Origin of the sequence: Desulfopila inferna (assembly GCF_016919005.1) — a bacterium.
Lineage (GTDB): Bacteria > Desulfobacterota > Desulfobulbia > Desulfobulbales > Desulfocapsaceae > Desulfopila_A > Desulfopila_A inferna.
In genome coordinates this window covers 258,112-276,662 of sequence record NZ_JAFFQE010000004.1, presented here as the reverse complement: position 1 = coordinate 276,662, position 18,551 = coordinate 258,112, and the positions used below count along the sequence as shown (strand labels likewise).

The window sequence follows — 18,551 nt, the reverse complement described above, 5'->3', positions numbered from 1 at the left end:
TGCCGGCTCCTTTTGCACCCTCACCTGTTATATTACCGGTCCTACGGCACAATGAGAAAAAAGATCGCAATAATACTCTCTCTTGTTCTGATGGGTTTTACTCAGAATCTGCAGGGAGAAATAATTGAAAACGGTGAAATTAACGGCCTGATTTCGGAATTTTTTCTCTTTATATCGCAGGAAAATTATACCTCTGCTGCTGAGCTTTTCCACTATCCACCTGAATATTCCCCTGAACAGCGTCAACACGACCTTGAGGGGGTAGCGCTATTGCTTAGTGCTTTTACCGGAAGCTTTGGTCAAATAAACAGAACGAGCATCAACACCAAAGAAGCGGAGATTTTCGGCCTTCAGGTAGGGGGTGGCAATCTGCAATATTGGCAAAAACATCGGCAGACTTTATCGCTTGTTTATCAGGTTGATTTTTCTAATTATGGTAACGGCTTTATAACCTTCACCATTTGCCATCTGCACCAAAAATATGAGATACGCGAGGTCAACTATGGGCTGTCTGCCTCCCAGGACAGTTCCACTCTCTTGTTTAAAGACGCATTTAATTATATTCATTTTGAACTTGGAAATTAGCTCTGAGTGATTGCCTCTTGTTTCTTTTGATTTAAATACGTTCCGGTCTGATATTTGCTCTACCTCTTATAAGATTATCAGATATTACAACCACGACAGGAGGAAAAACATGAATCGAATACAAGCATTCTTTTTCACATTTATTCTTTGTACAGTGATACCTGTTCCCGGCTTAGCCCAGCAGGATCAGAACGAAACAACAAAGAGCGTCAAGGCTTCTTTCAAAAAAACGGTAGCGGTTCTGCATCCAACCGAAGGCAATACTTCATCGGGAACAGTGACATTCACCAAAGTAGAAGAGGGAATTCGTATAGAGGCAGATCTCTCCGGACTCCGCGAAGGAATGCATGGCTTTCATATTCATGAGTATGGTGACTGCACCGCTGCCGACGGAACTTCTGCCGGAGGGCATTTCAATCCCGCAGGCAGCCCACATGCAGGCCCCGAGGACAGCCCAAGACATGCCGGCGATTTAGGGAATGTTACAGTGGGTGCCGATGGCACTGCCTCATATAGTCGTGTAGATGACATTATCTCTTTCCAAGGGGATCACAATATTCTTGGGCACGCGGTCATAGTCCATGAAAAGAAAGACGATCTCTCTTCGCAGCCGACAGGAGATGCGGGAGGTCGTCTCAGTTGCGGAGTTATCGGCATCGCCAACACTGAAAAAGAGTAAAAGACCTGCTTTTCATCATCTCCAATGGGTCATGAAATCAACCCCATCCGGTGAGTTAACCACTGTCCTCCGGAAAAATTCTTCTGCACATGTGCATGGTTAATGTGTTCGTTGATGGTGCCGCTTTCCAATTATTCCCTCTGCGGCACCATCCCGCCACCCACAGCGCGACAGCCGAAAAGATGCCGGTACGGGATACGGGAGCAGCCGAAACTCGGGTTGGAGCGAAAAAGAAATGACTCAAATTCTTCTTCTTTGCCTGCTGACTCTGGCAGCCTCCATTATCGGGACAGCGACGGGATTCGGGACATCTACGGTCATGATTCCGCTCATGGTGTTGTTGGTGCCACCCCCTGTCGCTCTGCTTTTTGTGGGCATTATACACCTCTGCGGTGATATCTGGAAGATGCTTCTCTTCAGACGGGGGTTTGACTGGAAGCTGATCATTGCCTTCGGCCTGCCCGGTATAGCGGCCAGTTTTCTCGGCGCCTCACTCTCCCTGCAGACAGAGATCATTCCGCTGCAGCGCATTTTGGGGTTTTTTCTGATTCTCTACGTTGGTTTTCTCCTGGTCAATCATCGGTGGTCCTTACCTAAGACCAGCATTACTGCTGTTAGCGGAGGCCTGCTCTCCGGTCTCTTCGCTGGTTTTTTCGGGGTTGGTGGTGCCGTTCGGGGCGCCTTCCTTACCGCTTTCAACCTCGACAAGGAGGTGTATATTTTCACTTCCGGCCTAATTGCCATGTTTATTGATCTTACTCGTGTCACTCTATATATTTCAGGAGGTACGCGGCTGCAGGAAGACTTAACGACAGCCCTTTTTCTGAGTATTCCGATTTCATTTGGCGGTGCATATCTTGCCAAAAGTTTTCTGGACAGAATGCCGCAGAGGTTTTTTCGAATATTCATTGGAATTTTTCTCGCCCTTGTCGGTCTCAAACTATTGATCTGGAATTGATATGATTTCCTGGAAGAATTGAAGTTGCAGAGATGCTAGATGAGAATCAATGAAAAGCCTGCTTTTTTGTCAGAAGGTGAAGTTGAAGCATCTGAGACACCCACGCATGCAACCTTTATGTTGCATTAAACCGCATCTTAAATGTTCATTACCTATTCGTCATCCTTTATTATCAGTAGCTTTCGCCTATCGATACATAAATGCTGCACCTTGATTTTCAGGATTAAATATTCCCTTATAGCCTTGAGCAGGCTGTTTGTCTTAGAATTATATTTTCCCAGATTTAGTATTCCGTAAACGGAGTGCAACTTTTACGTTGCCCCAGTATCTCAAAAGCTGATCCGTTGCCATGGAAAAATTACCCCAACCTCGGATACCTCTAGAGACAATATCCTGAAAATATAGAAATTATATTATTTCCTGTCCGGAGACAGGAAGAGCAGGCACGGTTACTGCTATATCCATCAACAAATGAGGACTTTATGAGAAAAATTCAAATTATACATATCAGCACATTTTTTCTGCTCATGGTTATCAGCGGTCCGGACAACGCCTGGGCATTGCAGTCTCATGGTGCACCCGAAGGTAATTATGTCCATCAGATGGCCCACCTTCTTTTCATGGTCGCACTTCTCTATCTCTATTGGCACACGAGGCGCACCACGGCATTGTCAAGCAGGGGCTGGAAATTTCTGCAGACATTCTGCCTTGTTTTTGCCTGCTGGAATATCGTCGCTTTTCTTGGACATGAAGCTTTTGAATCTTTATCTTCAGCTGATTTTCAGCAAACCGGTACGTTGAATGAACAAATTGCCGGACCAATAACCCCCGTGAAGGTTATCTATTTTTTAACAAAAATGGACCACCTCCTCTTCGTTCCCGCATTATGGGCATTGGTTATAAGTCTCAGAACATTTTATCATGACGCCCTTCGTGAGGAGAAAAGATGAGCACTCTTCCTCTTTTCCCTGCAGTCATTATTGACTTCCTGGGTTCGGCAACGGCAATTGCGCTCTCCTTTCTGGCTTTACGCTATTCCTGGTCGCTGATCAGATTGCAGCCAAACAACTTCATATGGGGCTTTCTTTTCTATTTCTGTATTGCCATGGCGGCCTTTTCTCTGTCTCGAGGTGTAGGCCATATTATCAAAATTTTACTGATCTTTGGAAATCGTAATGATATCTGGCATCTTCTTTCTCCTTTTTCCGGAGGAATCAATACCATGCTTATGATATCGGCGGCTGCGGTAACTATATATTATCACAAGGGACTACAAGCATATAAAGCCATCAGATCGGAAGCGGAAAAACTCTCAGAGGCTAACACCAGACTTTCCAACAGTGCGGAGCAGCTGCAGATGCTCAATACTCACCTGGAAGAGATGGTGGAAAAACGAACCAAAAATCTCTCCGAGTCGGAAAAGAAATTCCGCAACTTCTTCGAGAACTCAAAAGATATCATATATTTCTGCGACAATGACGGCGACATCACCAGCATCAATACCAGCGGCAGAAATCTGCTTGGTTTAGATCCAGGAACAACGAAAGTCAATTTTTATGATCTATTCTGCCATGACAGTGACTTACTGAAATATTTAGACGAATTGCACCACAATGGCTTTGTCAGCGATCTGGAAATGGAATGTAAAGGAAAAGATGGTCCCACACGTCACATTCTACTCACAGCAAACGCCATTTATAACGAGAAGGGCCAAATGATCGGTTGCGAAGGCATAGGCAAGGATATGACCCGCCTGAAAACCATCACCGAGCAGCTCATCAATCACGAGAAAATGGCGTCGGTCGGACAAATGGCGGCAGGCGTTGCCCATGAGATCAATACGCCATTGGGCATCATCCTCGGCTATACCCAGCTTTTGATGGATGATTTTGATGAAAACTCAGAGGATTACAGCAACCTCAAGGTTGTTGAACGTCAAACCAGGGCTTGCCGGAGAATTGTTGCTGATCTTCTTAAATTCTCCCGCCAGGCGGAAAGTTTCAAGACCTCCCTGGATATTAATCTCATCATCCAGGAAGTACTGGCAGTCACCGAGCATACTTTGAACATCCATGGGGTCACGGTACTTAGAAAATTTGACCAGAATCTACCGATGGTCTTTGGTGATTCCGAAAAGCTGCACCAGGTCTTTATAAATCTCTTCAACAACGCCCAATATGCCATGGTTGAAGGGGGGAAAATTATCATCATTACTTCCGCATCCAAGGAGGAAGTGGTGATCACGGTAATGGATAGTGGATCCGGTATCCCGGATGCCATTAAAAACAAAATCTTTGATCCATTCTTTACCACCAAGGATGTCGGCAAGGGGACAGGACTCGGGCTGTCGGTGTCCTACGGTATTATTCAGGAACACGGCGGCACCATCAGCGTCAAAAGTCCGGTGGAGCATCCCGAGACGAGGGAGCCGATGCAGGGAAGCGCTTTTTATATCAGGTTGCCCGCTACCGGCGTTGCCAACCATGAAAACGAGGAGAACCTATACAATGGCGGAAATACTGGCATTAGATGACGTACTGGATGCAGTTATCCTGGTCAAGAAAATACTTTCACGACAAGGTCATAATGTCCGGACCTTCACAGAGGAAGATGAGGCGATTGATTATGTTCGCGATCACCATGTCGATCTTGCTATCCTTGACATAAAACTCAAAAAAATGAGCGGCGTTCAAGTGCTCGCCGAAATGATAAAAATTCGTCCCGATATCAAGGTCATCATGCTGACGGGATATCCTACCATCGAGACGGCACGGGAGGCAATGGAACTCGGCGCCGGTGAATATTGCGTGAAACCCATTGATAAAAAGGAACTGGAAGACAAAGCGGCGGAGGTTCTGGCCCGTTGATTAACCTGTTTCAATTCTTTGAATCTGTAACCAGAGTAAGGACGCTGGCGCACCGCACCTGTCCGTCAACCCCTTCCTCTGGGATATCAACTGCACTCCGTTACGCTAGGATCGCTGGGTACCCAAGGTTGAGATCACCTTCAGCAGGGATAGTCTTGATCAGGATCTTGCACCGGCATGTGCCGCCAAGTGCTCCACCCATGTAAAACCTGTAGCATTGCAGCCTGTACACTACCATTGCAAAGAACCCGTTTAATATATTTCTACAAAAAAACATATAGATGAGCAAACAGCAACGACAGAAAGAGAAAGACTACCTGGAGGTTTTCCAGGAAGTCACCCGGCTTATCAGCAGTGTCCATGACCCCCAGGAGGTCATGGATCTGGTGGTCCGGCGTCTCCCGGTTCTGCTCGAAGTAGATGCTGCAACGATCAGGCTTCTTGATGGCGGCACCAACAGATTTGTTCTGGGTGCGGCCTGGGGAGTCTCTGATGAATACCTCTCGAGATCAACCATAGATACATCAGAGGTGATGAATGCCCTGATGAAGGGTGAACCTACGGCGCGAACGGACATAGACATAAGTTGCGATCATGACAGCTGTGCTTTTATATCCCGGGAAGGAGTGAAGAGCGCCATGTCTCTTCCTATACTTTACAAGGGCCAGGTTACCGGTCTGATGCGGCTTTTGACCAAAGATACCAGAGAATTTTCCCAATCGGAAGTAGCCTTTGCCATGTCGCTTGCGGAACAGGTCGGGATGGCAATCTCAAACAGCAGGATGTTCCAGGAGCTGAACAACCAGGTGGCTTTTTTTCGTGCCCAGCACGAAATCTCTAAACTGGTGAATTCAACTCTGGACCTGGATCGGATACTCAGTACAATCGTCGATAAGCTACCAGGAATTCTTGGAGTTACCGGCTGTACTATCCGCCTGCTCCACCCTGCCACCAACCGGCTTGAGCTGGTGGCGGCATCAGGCCTTTCCCAACAGTACCTCAACCGGGGCAGTATCAGCCGGGAAGATTCCATCTTCAAGGTGTTGAAGGGCGAACCGGTGGCGATTTACGATGCCGCCAGTGATCCGCGGGTCGACTATCACCAGGCTATTCAGGCTGAAGGAATAAAATCAATTCTGGCTATTCCCATAAAAAATCATCAGGAGATTATCGGGGTGCTGCGCCTGCTCAGCAACAGGCACCGCATATTCTCTCCAGGCGACATCAATTTTGCGGTCAACGCAGCGAAGGAGGGTGGTAATGCCATCGAAAAGGCCAGAACCCATCGCCAAACGACCCTGCTTTTCAACCAGATTGAAGAGCATGAACGTTTTCTGCAGACCATCCTCGATTCAATGTGGATGCAGCTTCTGGTCGTCGATCCGGACAAACGGGTGATAATGGCAAATAAGCATTTTCTCTCCACCCAGGGTTATAGCGAAGGTGATGTTCTCGGTAAACTGTATACCATGATTTCACCATGGCAGACCGAGGATTACGAAAACAGCCTCCTGGATCAGGTGCTTTGCAGCCTTAAGCCCATAAAGGTTGAAGAAGAAAACCGTCATGGAGACCGGGACACCTGGTATGAACGGTATCTCGCTCCCATCCTTGATGAAAAAGGCAACGTAGAATTCATTATCGAGGCGGTGCGTGACATCACCGACCAAATGCTGCTCGAAAAGGAAAAAATGGAGCGCATGAAACTTCAGGGAGTGATTGAGATGGCAGGCACCGCGGCCCATGAACTTAACACTCCGCTCTTTACCGCACTCGGCATGTCCGAACTAGTTCGTGATGAGCTGACCTCCGCGGAAACACTCAATGATATGGATATGATCATTCGCAACATGAGAAAGATGAAGAATCTTATCCAGACAATGACGGCTGTAACCGGATATGAATCACAGGAGTATGTTGGGAAAACCAAGATAGTAACTTTAAGAACCAACAATCACAGCAGAAACAAAAAGACATCACATAGAGAGGGAGTTGAAAAAGATGATTGAAATGGGCATTTCCGCAGCACAGACGACAGTTGAAAAGATGAAACATTTTGCGGCATCTCCATTAGGAATTTTCTTCTATGCCGCTGTACCCGGTATGGTAGGCATCATCATCCTGCTGGGCTTTATGGCTGCAGTGATATTTCCTTCCGATTTACCCAATACCCTGCCTTTTATCATCGCCTTCAATAGTGCCGCGAGTGGCTACGGTCTGGTTGACAAAGGCGGAGACAATTACCCCGGCAAGCGACCAACTCTGTTCATCATCGCCTTGGTAATGACGGTAACCGGCTGCAGTGCTATTACCATCTTTTGCCCGTGGGAAAGTCTGGTGGAAGGAGAGCGTTATTTCATCTGCGCCTCATCGGCGATAATATTTACCTTTTTCGGCGCCTGGCTCGGCTCTAAGAGCAAGAAGCTAAGTAAACCATCATGATCATTAATTCAAGGAGAGGAGGTATTCATTAAAAATCTTCGGTATTAGCATGTATGCACAAATCGAACACATTTAATTTTAGGGAGGAAAACAGCATGAAATTTGTGCGCATTCCATTTATTGCAGTTTTGACAAGTCTTACATTTTTATTGTTAGCAAGCTACACCTTTGCTCAAGTTGAAGTAACAACGGACGGTAAAGCCGGTGATATCGTAACTATAAAGGGCAGCATACAACCAGGGGAGGAATTGTATTTAGCCGTAGCACAGCAGGACGAGTTTCAACCCTCGGAAGCGAATATGCCTCACGAAGAAAGCAAGTTCGCGAAAGAAACACAGAAGGGAAAGTTTGGCATGGAGACATCCATTCCTCCGCTCTATTACATTCTTACCACCAACCCCACTGCCTTTGGCAAGAGAGTTGATGATACCAGATTCGGCGGCCCTTCGGTTTTTCTCGGCAAGGGAAGGACTAAAGGACTTTATTCAACTTACAGCTATCTGCTTAAAGACGATTTCGATACAATCGATGAAACAGCCAGAGCTGGCCTAGGACCTATAAGCTCCTCAGATCAGTGGAATTTTTTAAAATGGGCCAACGAAACCGCATACGGTATAAATACTATCGTCAAGGAAGGAAACCGGGTGGGCAAGATCGTTATCTTCTCCAGAACCGTTCTTCAGGACGAGTCCAGCGGCAACTACTGGGATAAAGGCACGTCTATTGATCTCGACAAATCAACCGGTAATTTTACCGCATCATTCAAGAGCTTTCGTCACACCCCTCCGGGGACCGGCTTCGACGTCTATGTTAACGGGACCAAAGCAGAATCTTTTTCACTTGAAGGCAAGGGATTCTGGCTGAAAAAAGGGTATCGCTACATGAATCCGCTGTGGATTGTCATCGGTGCAATTCTGGTCGGAACCTACTTCTCCATGATCGGCGCCGCCGGTGGTATGCTGATGGCTGCCTTCCAGGTATTGGTCGTCAATACCATGGGTCCCGTGGGAGTCAATGCCGCCAATGTGCTCAAGCCCTCCAATATGGCCTTGACTCTTTTTTCTCCCCTCGGATCGTTTTATCGCTTCGCGGTCGTTGAAAAACGGGTAGCCTGGCCGGTAGGAATCTCCTTCGGTGTGGGTATTTTCATTGGTAGCATCTGGCTCGGCAAATATGTTTCAGCATTATTGCCGATGCAGGCCTACAAGGAATGGCTGGCGGTCCTGGTGGTCATAATGGGCATCAAAACCCTGACCGAAATGACACCAAAGGCCATGAACAAGCGAAAGAACATCAAGGCCATGACCCAAAAGTTTAACGCTGCAGTGAAAAAGGCCAAAGAAACCGGCGAAGCCATGGAAATGGGCTCTATTGAGCCGGTCAAAACCGGGTTGATGGATTACCGATTCAAGTTCTGGGGCGAAGAATTTAGAATTAACCCGCTGCTCTTTGCCTTTCTCGGTATCTTAATAGGTATTGTTTCACGGTCCTTTGGTATCGGCGGCGGTTTTCTGCTGGTGCCGGCGATGACAACCCTTGGGGCACTGCCCATGTATGTCGCCGTACCTATTTCTCTGATCGGTACATGCTTTTCCAGCATCGGTTCCTTCGTGGGCTACGCCATGATCGGCTATTGGCCTGACTGGGTGCTTGCCGGAGCAATCATTATCGGCGGATTTGCCGGAGGTATGCTCGGTAGCCGCGCTCAGAAGCTGTTCAGTGAAATGCAGCTGAAGGTCGTTCTGGCCCTTACCCTATTCTTCCTGTTCTTCCGTTTCTTCAAGATTGAAGTTTGGATTTAAGGTAGTATAGGATTACAAGGTTAAGCCGGGAAAGTTTCTCTCCCGGTTTAACCGTAAAAACACCAAAAGAATGAGTTTATCACCATGGAAGCATTTCTTGACACATTGTGGGAATATCTGGCAGCTGCTATGCAGTTCGTGGGCCAGACGCTTTTTGCCCTACTGCAGAATCTGCATTTTCTCGGCCCGCTTGTGGTCATCTCCCTGCTGGCTTTGTGCACGGTTGCTATCACCAAACTTCTCAACCGGCTGATCATCACCAAACGCTATATCATGCTCGAGAAGGAATATCGCCAATGGTTTGAATTGCGGCAGGAAGCCATGAAATGGGAGGATCGGGAAAAAGGCCGAAAGCTTGCCCGAAATATCGATCAGGCTGAACTCAACCGGGCCTATTACGACTATTTTTTTGAAGGTTTCCTTCTTGGTATAGCCCGCAAGATACTGCCGATATTTTTTGTTTTCGCGTTTATCAACGAGTTTTACAGGCCAAGCCGGATGATTGAAATCTTCGGCAGAGACTATATCCTGCAGGCGGGAACAAGCAACGGGGAACCGATCCTGATCGGCGCTGTCTTCTGGTACTTTATTTCTTTGATTGGAGGTTATCTGCTCTGGTCTGTTGCGGCCCGACTGTTAAGGAACTTCGGTTGCGAGAAGCATACATCACTTTACAGACAGGCCGAGGAAACCAACTGTTAATTCGATGACCTGCCAAAAACCTGTGCCTTGTAAATCGAGCTTTTTAGCTTGTCATCTGAGAGCCTTCGCGGCAACTTTTTATGAGATTATCAGCTCAATACGTATCATTTCCTGCAAATGCGTTATACCTTATGAGATAAAAGATGCTGCTCAACACTCTTTTCAAGCACTGGAGTTATCGGATCTTTGCGCCCGGGACACTTCTACGTGAAAAATATGAGGCCCTGAAAAGACTGCTGCGCTATGACATCGACTGTCATGAACAAATGGCTGATTTCCAGGAACTTCTTCATGGCGAGCAATACCTGGATTTAGCCGGTATCCGGCTGCGATTCACCCGTTTTTCCGCAGAGGTCGCCGGTATGATCGATGCCCTCGACACCATGGCTCCCGGACGCTTTCCATCACTCAAGGACTACCATCGAAAGTTTGATTTTTATACTCGCTTTTTACTCGCTCCCCCGAAAATTGATGCCGGCCCACCTTTTGTCCTCTCCCTGCAGGAAGTAAATACCAACAGCAAAAACATTGGCAACAAAGCCAGACATCTCGGCATAGTGCAGCACAATCTCGACTGCCCCGTCCCACCGGGATTTGCCATTACCACCAATGGTTATCACTACTTTATCGAGAATAATGACCTGCGTCCTCAAATTGACACTCTGTTGGCCCAAGTTGATATAGAATCACACCACTCGCTGCAGCACGTTTCGAAAAGCCTTATGGAATTGATTCGCAAGGCCGAAGTGCCGCGCGATCTGGAAAGCGAGATCCACAATGCTGTTGATGCCTGGCAGCAAAACAACCGCCGGATCGAAGTTGCTGTGCGCAGCAGCGCCGTCAATGAGGATGCTGAATTCTCTTTTGCAGGGCAATATGACACGCTGCTTCACATCACCCGTGACAATATCACCTCAGCCTATAAAGAGGTTCTCGCCTCGAAATATTCACCGGAATCTATTTCATACCGCATCCGCAGGGGACTCGGCGATGAAGAGACAGCCATGTCTGTTCTGGTACAGGAGATGGTCAACGCCGAATACAGCGGTGTCCTATACACCAGCGGCATAATTCATGATGCGGACCAGGATCATCTCCATCTTCACGTCACCAAAGGGCTTGGTGAGCAGCTGGTTGGCGGCGCTGTGATCCCGGAGCACTATGTGATAAGCAGACACACTCCCCCGGTAATTCGCTGCCCGGAAACAGAGTCTCCATCTCTTACCGATGATCAGGTCTGCGAAATTACCCGCTGGGGCTTGGCTATCGAGAAATTGTTTGGTCACCTACAGGACATAGAATGGGCTTTGGATGGTAGCGGACAGCTCTATATCCTTCAAGCCCGACAACTGCATAATGCCACCCCCAATGAGGGTACCGCCGCCGATATCATAGAGCACGGGCATCATGAAATTATACTTGAAGGCTGTGAGCGAGGTTCATCCGGAGTAGGAAGCGGCAGGATATATCTTTTGAGCAACGGACGTCGCCTTGAGGATATGCCGATGGGTGCTGTGCTGGTTACGGATAATACTCCCGCCGATCTCGCCGGAATACTTCATCGGGTTGCTGCCGTGCTTTCCCAAAAAGGCAGCAGGGCCAGCCACTTCGCCACGGTTGCCCGTGAGTCACGCATTCCTTTTCTTACCGGTATCACCGATGCAAATAGCCGCTTTGAACATGACAGCACTGTTACCGTGGACGGCAGCCGAGGGGTAGTATACCATGGAAAGGTTGACTCACTGCTGCGGCAGGATTCAAGTTCATCATCAAAAAACACATATAACAAAACCCTTAAGGACGTATTGAAGTTTATAACTCCCCTTGAACTCATAGATCCGCAAGATGAAAACTTCTCGCCGGAAGGCTGCCGCTCAATGCACGACATTATTAGATTCTGTCATGAAAAGGCACTGCTTTCCATGTTTTCTGCTGGTCGGCCGGTCACCGGGCGCGGCGCTTTAAGACTTATAGCAGACATATCGCTCGATGTATTTCTATTTGATGTGGATGGTGGTCTTGACTTGGAAAAATTAACGAAACAGGGAGCACCGTTGGCGGCGGTAACCTGCCTGCCGTTTCAAGCACTTTGGCAGGGCTTGAGCCATCCGGACGTGCATTGGAAGCAAAAGCCTTTTGACTGGGAAGCCTATGATAAAATCGAACTTGCCGGTGGTGTGCCACCACGCAAAGACAGTTTTGCTTTTGCCAGTTATGCGGTGATAGGCTCCGACTACCTGCATTTCAATATCCGTTTCGGCTATCACTTCACTATAGTTGACGTATTGTGCGGTGAAGATAGCGATAAAAATCACTGTATGTTGCGTTTTGCCGGCGGCGGTGGTGATTATCACCAGCGATCTTTGCGCATAAATTTCCTCACCCAAATTCTTGAACAGCTTGATTTTCTGGTTGAAAAAAAAGGCGATCTGCTTGAGGCGAGGATCCTGAAAATCGAAAATGTTCTTCTCAGACGGAAGCTCGACATGCTCGGCCGTCTTCTTGGAGCTACAAAGCTTATGGACATGGTGCTCAGGGACGAAGAGATGGTTTCACAATGCGTCGATGAATTTTTTAAAGGAAACTACTCATTTTCCCAGGAAGGTTGAGAGTTGCTTGCCATTTTTCCTAAAATTATTAGAATCATATCATGTCTCATTATCCTGTCACCTGGATCACCGCAAATATAGGCGCAGGGCGAGCCCCTCAGTCCTTTGATGAACTGAAATCCATCAGGGAACAGGGGATAGGCGCCATAATCAATCTATGCGGAGAATATAGTGATCTACATGAACTGGAAGAACAATCCGGTCTTGAGGTATTGTGGATACCCGTTGCCGATGAAACTGCCCCCACCATGTCAGAAATGGAGAGGGGACTTGAATGGCTCGATGAAGCTGTCTATCTAGATAAAAAAGTGCTGATTCACTGCCGTCACGGTATTGGCAGGACCGGTACTTTTATCACCGCCTACCTCCTTCGACGCGGTTTTGATTTAAAGAAAGCCGGCAAAATCCTTAAAGCCACACAGGCAAACCCCACCAACTTTTCACAATGGTGGCTGTTGAGAAAGTTCGGTAAAAAGGAAGGACAGCTGCTATATGGGGAGCCAACTCCTGAAAACCGAAGTGGTCTGGATCTAAGCGAATTTTATGACCGTTATGAGCGCCTCATCGAAAAGGCAGAGGCTTTGTCTGCAGCAGGTTCTGCATTCCAATCTTCCCCCACATATTGCTCCGCTGCCTGCCCGCAAAACTGCCGGCCCTCTTTTTCTCTTGAACTTATCGAGGCGCTGTACCTTCATCACAAGGTAAATACCATCCTCACGACTTTGCAGCGGCAAACTGTGCTCCAAAGAACTGAGATAATGCGTAAATTCACAGACAAGAGCAGGGAGAGGACCGATACAGAGGCAGACTCTGCTGAAGATGCAGAGTTACATACCAACTGCCCTCTACTGGAAGACAAAACCTGTCTGCTTTACCGCTATAGGCCGTTACATTGTCGCCTCCAGCATTCGGACGCAAGCCCGAATGAGATTTCCGCAATGAAAGAAGAGCTGTCCCGCTTATCGAAGGAGGTGTTCTTGAATATTTTTGGTAAGTACAATGACAAAAATCCTCCCGCCGTACCTATTCAGGACAGTATATCAGGAAGATTTATCCAAAACTATTTCAGGCTACTGGTTTCAAATGGAAAAAGCGGGAAATAATATATCTCCAGATCTTACAATCATAGAGAAATCTGAAAGATTGGTAATGATCGTTGATGACGAGCCGGACATGCTCTCCATGCTGCGTCTCGTCATAGGCAAAAAATGTGCCTGTGACATAATAACAGCTCAATCTGGTCTTACCGCTCTGCAGCTTTTGGAAAAATACCGGCCGGATGTAGTTGTTACGGATATAAAAATGCCTGACCTTAACGGCCTTGAACTTCTCAAAAAAATCAGGAAGCGCGACGGAACAATCTCCATTGTTGTTATGACCGGATACGGCACTATCGACATGGCCGTTCAGGCTCTGAAAGACGGTGCTTTCGATTTTCTGGAGAAGCCGTTCGACAAAGATCGCATCGTCAGGGTCATTAATAACTGTCTGGAGCGAACCGCATTATTGCGCACCAACTTGCAGCTTCGGGAAAAACTCAACAATCTGGACCAGCCCGAAGGTTTTGTGGGCCAAAGTCCAGCTCTTAAAAAGGCTCTGGATCTGCTCGCCAGGGTGGCCGATACCGATGCCACCGTGCTTATTCGAGGCGAGAGCGGCACAGGTAAAGAACTCGCAGCCCGGGCGCTGCATAATCTCAGCAGACGCCGAGAGCAGCGGATGATCACCGTCAACTGTCCGGCTCTGCCTGAAAATGTCCTGGAAAGTGAGCTATTCGGCTACAGCAGAGGGGCCTTCACTGGAGCGATGCAGGAAAAAAAGGGGCTGTTTCTTGAAGCTCACGGCTCAACCATTCTCCTCGATGAAATCGCCGACATACCGGTATCGATACAGACAAAACTCCTACGCGTCCTGCAGGAGAAGGAAATTCAGGCACTGGGGCAGAACAAGACGATCAAGGTTGACGTCAGGGTGGTTGCCACCACCAATCAGGATCTGGAGGCTAAAATAAAGGCAGGTGAATTCCGTGAAGACCTTTTCTATCGCCTCAATGTGGTTTCCGTGGTGATGCCGGGATTGAAGGAAATGAAGGAGGATATTCCCCTGCTCATTCACCACTTTCTTGCCAAGTTTCAAAAACACTATGAACGACAGGATCTCACCTTGCCTCCGGAGATACTTCACTATCTTTATCAGCGGGAATGGCAGGGCAATATCCGGGAGTTGCAGAATATCATAAAGCGGCTCGTTCTTGTGGCCCCGCAGGGCAGGATGCAGCTCTCCGATCTGGGAATAATGGAAGAGTTCCAGGATACCTCTGCAGAAAAAAACCATTCTGCCGGGTTCAGGGATCTTCATGATTATAACTTCAATGAAGCAAAGGCTAAAATCATTCAACGATTTTCAGAAGACTATCTGCGCAACATCCTCACCATCCATGGCGGTAATGTAACTGCCGCCGCGGCCGCCTGCGGTTTGGAGCGGCAGGCTCTGCAGCGCATCATGCGCCGCTACGGCATTGCCTCCGCAGACTTCAAACAGCCCGGAAAATCCAGGTAACCAGAAAAGCCTCATACTGCACCGCGGAGGCATCCGCGGTGCATATCATTTATCCTTGAGCTGCCCGAAGAGATTGAGTAAAAAGGCCGTTTTTCAAGGTGGTCTTACAGCTTTCCTGCTTTATTCAAGGCCCAGACGCTCCCTATGTAGGACACATAGATCAGCACCGGCCAGAATATCAAAAGGACCAGATCCATTGCTATCTCCTTAAAAATCAATAGTAGTAGGTATTATCGCCGCTGACATCTTCAACGCCGATCTTCCTGGAGGCCATCTGCTTCCAGACGTAGGTGATGTAGGCGAGCACCAGCGGAATCATCAGGGCCACATAGGTCATAACCGTCAGGGTATAATGAGTCGAAGAGGCATTATAAATGGTCAGACCCGATTGCAGATCGACATTTGAGGGATAAAAGGCGGTAGCGTTGAAGCCGGCAAGGAAGAATACCGCCAGACCGACAAGAACAGTGCCGAGACCGCCGAACCAGATACCTTTAGTACTCGATTTCAGGCTGGTCAGGACGACCCCCCAGACAACCAGAAGAAGTCCGGCAATCAGCAATACCGGAATAGCCGGTACTGCCAGCATATTCTGCAGGTATTTGAAGGCGACCAGGCTTAAAACTCCATTCTGATCGGAACCATGACCATCAATGGTTAACAGCCTGAACAGAACGTAGAGAAGAAAAGGCAGCGCCCAGACGAAATTATTAATACAGGCCCTGCGCAATCTCTTTTCAAATTCCGGTAGCGAGGCAAAATCTATGCTGTTAACCAGATACATCGCTCCCAGCACTCTGGCATTGAACACAAGAAAAAGCCCCAGGGAGAGATTAAAGAGTGAAAATGCAGCCTCCAGTCCCCTGAGCGAGTTGGTCCAGGTAACCTGGTTATAGTCATTGAGAAGGAAGTTTGAGCCCGTGAAGAAGGTTCCCACGGCCGCCCCGATCAGCAGTATCCCCAGGGAACCGTTGATCAACAGAAAAAACTCATAGGTGCGTGCGCCGAGAAAATTCCCTTTCTTCCTTCGATATTCATAACTTACCGCCTGCACTATGAAGGTGAACAGTATACAGATCCAGACCCAGTAAGCGCCCCCGAAGCTTGTCGCATAGAATAATGGAAATGCCGCGAAGAAAGCTCCCCCAAAGAGAACCAGGGTAGTGAAAGTCAGCTCCCACTTATGCCCCAGCGCCGTTAATACCAGCGACTTCTCGGTTTCGCTCTTAGCGACTTGCCAGAGCAGGGTCTGGCCGCCCTGTACAAAGTTGAGAAAGAGGAAAAGGCCCCCGATAACCGAGATCAGCACCCACCAAATTTGTTGCAACTGCACAAGATCAAGACTGCCTATCATCGTATACCTCCTCCGGTCCCTTTTTTATCTGGTTCAACATGATCATGACTTCAGCGATAAGCAGTGTCGTGAAGATTGCCGCGAACATAAAAAATGTAATCTGTACATTCCCCGCTGAAATATTGGTCGCCCCGAGTGCCACGGGCATCATATCCTGAATGATCCAGGGCTGCCTGCCGACTTCGGCCACCACCCAGCCGGCCTGGGAGGATACCAATGCCAGAAAAAAGGAAAGCAGACCGACACGGAGCAGAAGCTTCTTCTCCTGCAGGGTGTCCTTCATGGCATAATAGAGATAAGCGGCAGGGATAAGGAAGAAAAAGGCGGCTAGAAAAACCATGATATGAAAGGCATAGAAGGTTGTCTGTACCGGCGGTACACTATCTTCAGGTTTTTCAAGATAGCCGTATCCCAAGTAATCCCTGTTGACGTCAAATCTGGTCAAAGATAACTCCGCCCCCTTCTGATCTTTGGCTTTAAGGGCTTCCTTGTAGGCCGACAGATCGGTTACCGCCTGTTTGCCGCGTTTCATTTTTTCTTCAACGCCGACGATATTCTCTGCTTCATTCCCCCAGATCAGATCTTCGATTCCGGGAACAAAGGCATTGGCATCATGTTTTGCCAACATAGAGAGAACCGAGGGTATCTTTATCTCAAAAAGAAACGGATCGGCAGAATCACCCGGAATCTTGTTTGGATTCAGGACACCTACCGCAACTATGCCGGCATTGCGTTCTCCCTCATACAATCCCTCGTAGGCAGCAAGCTTCATGGGTTGCGTTTCGGCGTTAAGCACTGCGGACTGATCACCGGTCATTCCGGTCAGAACGATGGACAGCAGACCAAAAACCGAGGCTATGATAATTGATTTTTTGGCCATCTCGACATGTCTTTCCTTGAGGAGGTAGTAGGAAGAGATAGTGATGACGAACATGGCAGCAACTATAAAACTGGATATCGTGGTATGGGTAAATTTGGTAATGGCGACCGGAGAGAGGAGAACCTCCCAGAAATTCTGCATCTCGAACCGTGCCGAATCGGGATTGAAGCCCATTCCCACGGGATATTGCATCCAGCCGTTTGCTACCAGGATCCAGAGGGCTGACAAATTTGCTCCGATGGCGACCATCCAGGTGGAAAAGAGATGAAACCCCTTGGAAACCCTGTCCCAGCCAAAAAACAAAACGGCAAAGAACGTGGCTTCGAGGAAAAAGGCAAATATGCCCTCAATGGCCAGAGGTGCGCCGAAGATATCGCCGACCATCCAGGAGTAGTTGGACCAGTTGGTGCCGAACTCGAACTCGAGAATGATGCCGGTGGCGACGCCTATGGCAAAGTTGATGCCGAAAAGCTTCAGCCAGAATTTGGTAATGTTCCGCCACTCTTCCTTGCCTGTGCGCACATAAATGGTTTCCATAAATGCACAGATAAATGAGAGGCCAAGAGTCAAAGGTACAAATATCCAATGATACATAGCCGTCAAGGCAAACTGAGCCTTGGCCCAGTCCACCATGCCAAGATCAATTTCGTTCATCTGGTTTCCTCCATTTCAGTCCGTCTTTGATCATTATTATTCCGTGTCAGCTGGTCCAGCACATGATCGGCCCGCTGCCGGTCTGTCTCAAAATTCGTATTAAGATAATTAGGGAAAAAGAAGAGTTTCAGTATGGCAAACATGACAATGAGTTTCAAGAGGATGATTTTCCATAAGGTTTTTCCCAGTGTCATCCGGCGAAAACCATCTACATAAAAATCGATAATGGTTTGCAGTCTTCCAAGCATCGTTTATCCCATATGAATCCTGAAGAGTTTCCCTGGAGAACAGAAAAAGCGATCGGAATTTTTGCCGGTCATAAATAATAATTTCGTAAAAAGTCGCCACGATGTCTGATGGCTGGCTAAAAAGTTCGATAAACAAGGCGCAATGTTTTTGGCAGGTCTTCGATTATACAGGTAGCAAAATCGAAGGCCGGCTAAAAACCTGCAATGCCGGA

Annotated in this window: 16 protein-coding genes; 13 read left to right on the top strand and 3 right to left on the bottom strand. The window is 47.9% G+C overall.

Translation table 11 applies throughout. From position 1 onward, the window contains the following. The first annotated feature begins 51 nt into the window (after positions 1-51). The 13 genes from JWG88_RS12160 (at position 52) to JWG88_RS12100 (ending at position 15,203) form a co-directional block, all read left to right on the top strand. The gene (locus JWG88_RS12160) at positions 52-585 is read left to right on the top strand and encodes a hypothetical protein (protein WP_205234044.1); all 534 of its coding nucleotides are present in this window, start codon (positions 52-54) and stop codon (positions 583-585) included. Between the two features lie 109 nt (positions 586-694). Further along, positions 695-1,264, top strand: a complete 570-nt coding sequence (locus tag JWG88_RS12155; protein ID WP_205234043.1) for a superoxide dismutase family protein — start codon at positions 695-697, stop codon at positions 1,262-1,264. Positions 1,265-1,499: 235 nt separating this feature from the next. After that, positions 1,500-2,222, top strand: a complete 723-nt coding sequence (locus JWG88_RS12150) for a sulfite exporter TauE/SafE family protein (protein WP_205234042.1) — start codon at positions 1,500-1,502, stop codon at positions 2,220-2,222. A gap of 482 nt (positions 2,223-2,704) precedes the next feature. Then, the gene (locus JWG88_RS12145) at positions 2,705-3,172 is read left to right on the top strand and encodes a hypothetical protein (RefSeq protein ID WP_205234041.1); all 468 of its coding nucleotides are present in this window, start codon (positions 2,705-2,707) and stop codon (positions 3,170-3,172) included. Next, entirely contained in the window at positions 3,169-4,755 is a 1,587-nt protein-coding gene (locus JWG88_RS12140) for a two-component system sensor histidine kinase NtrB (RefSeq protein WP_205234040.1), read from the top strand. Before JWG88_RS12145 ends, JWG88_RS12140 begins: the two co-directional genes overlap by 4 nt. Beyond that, the gene (locus JWG88_RS12135) at positions 4,730-5,089 is read left to right on the top strand and encodes a response regulator (RefSeq protein WP_205234039.1); all 360 of its coding nucleotides are present in this window, start codon (positions 4,730-4,732) and stop codon (positions 5,087-5,089) included. The genes JWG88_RS12140 and JWG88_RS12135 overlap by 26 nt, the downstream gene beginning before the upstream one ends. Before the next feature lie 281 nt (positions 5,090-5,370). Then, complete coding sequence (locus JWG88_RS12130) at positions 5,371-7,098, top strand: GAF domain-containing protein (RefSeq protein WP_205234038.1); 1,728 nt, start codon at positions 5,371-5,373, stop codon at positions 7,096-7,098. Continuing rightward, positions 7,091-7,531, top strand: coding sequence for a hypothetical protein (locus JWG88_RS12125; RefSeq protein WP_205234037.1), 441 nt, complete (start codon positions 7,091-7,093; stop codon positions 7,529-7,531). Before JWG88_RS12130 ends, JWG88_RS12125 begins: the two co-directional genes overlap by 8 nt. Positions 7,532-7,626: 95 nt before the next feature. Next, on the top strand, positions 7,627-9,333 hold the full coding sequence (locus JWG88_RS12120; protein ID WP_205234036.1) for a sulfite exporter TauE/SafE family protein: 1,707 nt from the start codon (positions 7,627-7,629) through the stop codon (positions 9,331-9,333). 84 nt (positions 9,334-9,417) lie between these two features. After that, complete coding sequence (locus JWG88_RS12115; protein WP_205234035.1) at positions 9,418-10,035, top strand: hypothetical protein; 618 nt, start codon at positions 9,418-9,420, stop codon at positions 10,033-10,035. A 143-nt stretch (positions 10,036-10,178) separates the two neighbouring features. Continuing rightward, the gene (locus tag JWG88_RS12110) at positions 10,179-12,644 is read left to right on the top strand and encodes a PEP/pyruvate-binding domain-containing protein (RefSeq protein ID WP_205234034.1); all 2,466 of its coding nucleotides are present in this window, start codon (positions 10,179-10,181) and stop codon (positions 12,642-12,644) included. Between the two features lie 41 nt (positions 12,645-12,685). Next, positions 12,686-13,747 carry a protein-tyrosine phosphatase family protein gene (locus tag JWG88_RS12105; protein WP_205234033.1) on the top strand — a complete coding sequence of 354 codons (1,062 nt, stop codon included), beginning with the start codon at positions 12,686-12,688 and terminating at the stop codon, positions 13,745-13,747. A gap of 46 nt (positions 13,748-13,793) precedes the next feature. Further along, complete coding sequence (locus JWG88_RS12100) at positions 13,794-15,203, top strand: sigma-54-dependent transcriptional regulator (protein WP_240194416.1); 1,410 nt, start codon at positions 13,794-13,796, stop codon at positions 15,201-15,203. 214 nt (positions 15,204-15,417) lie between these two features. Here the strand turns inward: JWG88_RS12100 and JWG88_RS12095 are convergent, their stop codons facing one another. The 3 genes from JWG88_RS12095 to JWG88_RS12085 are packed head-to-tail and all read right to left on the bottom strand — an operon-like array spanning position 15,418 to position 18,339. After that, complete coding sequence (locus tag JWG88_RS12095) at positions 15,418-16,557, bottom strand: cytochrome d ubiquinol oxidase subunit II (RefSeq protein ID WP_205234031.1); 1,140 nt, start codon at positions 16,555-16,557, stop codon at positions 15,418-15,420. Continuing rightward, positions 16,541-18,091 (bottom strand): cytochrome ubiquinol oxidase subunit I, encoded by a 1,551-nt coding sequence (locus JWG88_RS12090; protein WP_205234030.1) that lies wholly within the window; start codon positions 18,089-18,091, stop codon positions 16,541-16,543. Before JWG88_RS12090 ends, JWG88_RS12095 begins: the two co-directional genes overlap by 17 nt. Next, positions 18,088-18,339 carry a DUF4492 domain-containing protein gene (locus JWG88_RS12085; RefSeq protein WP_205234029.1) on the bottom strand — a complete coding sequence of 84 codons (252 nt, stop codon included), beginning with the start codon at positions 18,337-18,339 and terminating at the stop codon, positions 18,088-18,090. The genes JWG88_RS12090 and JWG88_RS12085 overlap by 4 nt, the downstream gene beginning before the upstream one ends. Positions 18,340-18,551 lie beyond the last annotated feature (212 nt).

Excerpts from the sequence above, each read along its gene's own strand:
- JWG88_RS12160 (WP_205234044.1), top strand. The coding sequence starts at position 52 with ATGAGAAAAAAGATCGCAATAATACTCTCTCTTGTTCTGATGGGTTTT.
- JWG88_RS12155 (WP_205234043.1), top strand. The coding sequence starts at position 695 with ATGAATCGAATACAAGCATTCTTTTTCACATTTATTCTTTGTACAGTG.
- JWG88_RS12150 (WP_205234042.1), top strand. The coding sequence starts at position 1,500 with ATGACTCAAATTCTTCTTCTTTGCCTGCTGACTCTGGCAGCCTCCATT.
- JWG88_RS12145 (WP_205234041.1), top strand. The coding sequence starts at position 2,705 with ATGAGAAAAATTCAAATTATACATATCAGCACATTTTTTCTGCTCATG.
- JWG88_RS12140 (WP_205234040.1), top strand. The coding sequence starts at position 3,169 with ATGAGCACTCTTCCTCTTTTCCCTGCAGTCATTATTGACTTCCTGGGT.
- JWG88_RS12135 (WP_205234039.1), top strand. The coding sequence starts at position 4,730 with ATGGCGGAAATACTGGCATTAGATGACGTACTGGATGCAGTTATCCTG.
- JWG88_RS12130 (WP_205234038.1), top strand. The coding sequence starts at position 5,371 with ATGAGCAAACAGCAACGACAGAAAGAGAAAGACTACCTGGAGGTTTTC.
- JWG88_RS12125 (WP_205234037.1), top strand. The coding sequence starts at position 7,091 with ATGATTGAAATGGGCATTTCCGCAGCACAGACGACAGTTGAAAAGATG.
- JWG88_RS12120 (WP_205234036.1), top strand. The coding sequence starts at position 7,627 with ATGAAATTTGTGCGCATTCCATTTATTGCAGTTTTGACAAGTCTTACA.
- JWG88_RS12115 (WP_205234035.1), top strand. The coding sequence starts at position 9,418 with ATGGAAGCATTTCTTGACACATTGTGGGAATATCTGGCAGCTGCTATG.
- JWG88_RS12110 (WP_205234034.1), top strand. The coding sequence starts at position 10,179 with ATGCTGCTCAACACTCTTTTCAAGCACTGGAGTTATCGGATCTTTGCG.
- JWG88_RS12105 (WP_205234033.1), top strand. The coding sequence starts at position 12,686 with ATGTCTCATTATCCTGTCACCTGGATCACCGCAAATATAGGCGCAGGG.
- JWG88_RS12100 (WP_240194416.1), top strand. The coding sequence starts at position 13,794 with ATGATCGTTGATGACGAGCCGGACATGCTCTCCATGCTGCGTCTCGTC.
- JWG88_RS12095 (WP_205234031.1), bottom strand. The coding sequence starts at position 16,557 with ATGATAGGCAGTCTTGATCTTGTGCAGTTGCAACAAATTTGGTGGGTG.
- JWG88_RS12090 (WP_205234030.1), bottom strand. The coding sequence starts at position 18,091 with ATGAACGAAATTGATCTTGGCATGGTGGACTGGGCCAAGGCTCAGTTT.
- JWG88_RS12085 (WP_205234029.1), bottom strand. The coding sequence starts at position 18,339 with ATGCTTGGAAGACTGCAAACCATTATCGATTTTTATGTAGATGGTTTT.